The sequence below is a fragment of the Amycolatopsis thailandensis genome (assembly GCF_042723255.1).
In the GTDB taxonomy this organism is placed as follows: domain Bacteria; phylum Actinomycetota; class Actinomycetes; order Mycobacteriales; family Pseudonocardiaceae; genus Amycolatopsis; species Amycolatopsis thailandensis.
The window spans coordinates 1-1,415 of record NZ_JBHXJK010000273.1; the positions used below are offsets into that span (position 1 = coordinate 1).

Sequence of the window (1,415 nt, forward strand, 5' to 3'; positions counted from 1 at the left end):
TGAAGTACATGAAGGCCCCCTTCCTTGCGCCTATCGCAAGGGGCGGATTCCGGGGGTGGTTGCAACACGGGTGGTTAGCTGGTTTCGGTCAGGAGTTTAGTCAAGCGCTCGGCTGGGGTGTCCCAGCCGAGCGTTTTGCGTGGGCGGCGGTTGAGTTGGGCGGCGACGGCGGCGAGGTCGTCGGGGGTGTGGATGCTGAGGTCGGTGCTTTTGGGGAAGTATTCGCGGAGCAGGCCGTTGGTGTTCTCGTTGGAGCCGCGTTGCCAGGGTGTGTGGGGGTCGCAGAAGTAGACGGGCATGGCGGTGGCGATGCTGAATTCGTGGTGTCGTGCCATTTCCGCGCCTTGGTCCCAGGTCAGGGAGCGGCGCAGGTGTTCGGGCAGGGTTCTGATGGTGGTGATGAGTGCGTCGCGGACGTGTTCGGCGGTGCGGGACTGGCCGAGGTACACGAGCATGACGTAGCGGGTGGAGCGTTCGACGAGGGTGCCGATCGCGGATGCCCCGTTCTCACCGATGATGAGGTCGCCTTCCCAGTGACCTGGGACGGCGCGGTCGGCCGCTTCGGCCGGGCGTTCGCTGATCATCACCATCGGCGTGGTGAACCGGGGCTGGCGTTGTTCGCCGGTGCCGCGGGGTTTGCGGCGGGTGCGGCCGGTGCGTAACGCGGCCTTGAGTTCGCGGCGCAGCTCACCGCGGCCTTGGACATACAGTGCTTGATAGATCGTTTCGTGGACCACGTGCAGCTCCGGCCGGTCGGGGTGATCACGGCGCAGCCGATTGCTGGCCTGTTCCGGGCTGCACCGGTCGTCCAGCATGGCTTGGATCCGGTCCCGCAGCTCGGGGTTGGTCGCGATCTTGCCCGGTTTGGGCCGGGGCCGGCGGGCCATGGCACGGGCCTGCGCGGTGTGGGGAAGGTACTCACCCGTGTCGGGGTCGGCGTTGCGGCCCAGTTCCCGGCTGACCGTCGAGGCAGGACGCCCGATCCGGCGGCCGATCTCCCGGGGACCGTCCCCGGCCCGCACCAGGTCAGCGATCAGCAACCGCTCGTCCTGGGACAGAAACCGGGTGGCCGGAACCCGTGCCCCGTCAGCAGGCGGGCGGCCCGCCGACGGAGACTCGTGCACGGCCGGACGCGACGGCGGGGCGGACGACCCACTCGCCGTCCGCCCCGCCTGACTCACACGCCCCTGCCGCCACCGGTGCCCGGTGCGGCGGTTGATCCCGACCCTCCGGCACGCCTCCGCAGTGCCCATCCCTTGCGCCACAAGATCAAGATAAGCCCGGCGCTCGGCACACAACATCCTTGGCCCCTGAGGCGACCTGTCCCCACGGATCTCAAACAACACAACCCCCGAACAAGTCAGGTGTTGCAACCACCACTAGAACCCAAGAGGAAGGGGGCCTTCATGTACTTC

At 67.9% G+C, this 1,415-nt stretch carries 1 protein-coding gene; it reads right to left on the bottom strand.

The window, feature by feature from the left end; all coding sequences use genetic code 11:
- Positions 1 to 74: 74 nt before the first annotated feature.
- Entirely contained in the window at positions 75 to 1,301 is a 1,227-nt protein-coding gene (locus tag ACFWMR_RS42625) for an IS30 family transposase (RefSeq protein ID WP_449224355.1), read from the bottom strand.
- Positions 1,302 to 1,415: the final 114 nt, after the last annotated feature.

Coding starts and splice junctions, on each gene's coding strand:
- ACFWMR_RS42625 (WP_449224355.1), bottom strand. CDS start 1,301: ATGTTGTGTGCCGAGCGCCGGGCTTATCTTGATCTTGTGGCGCAAGGG.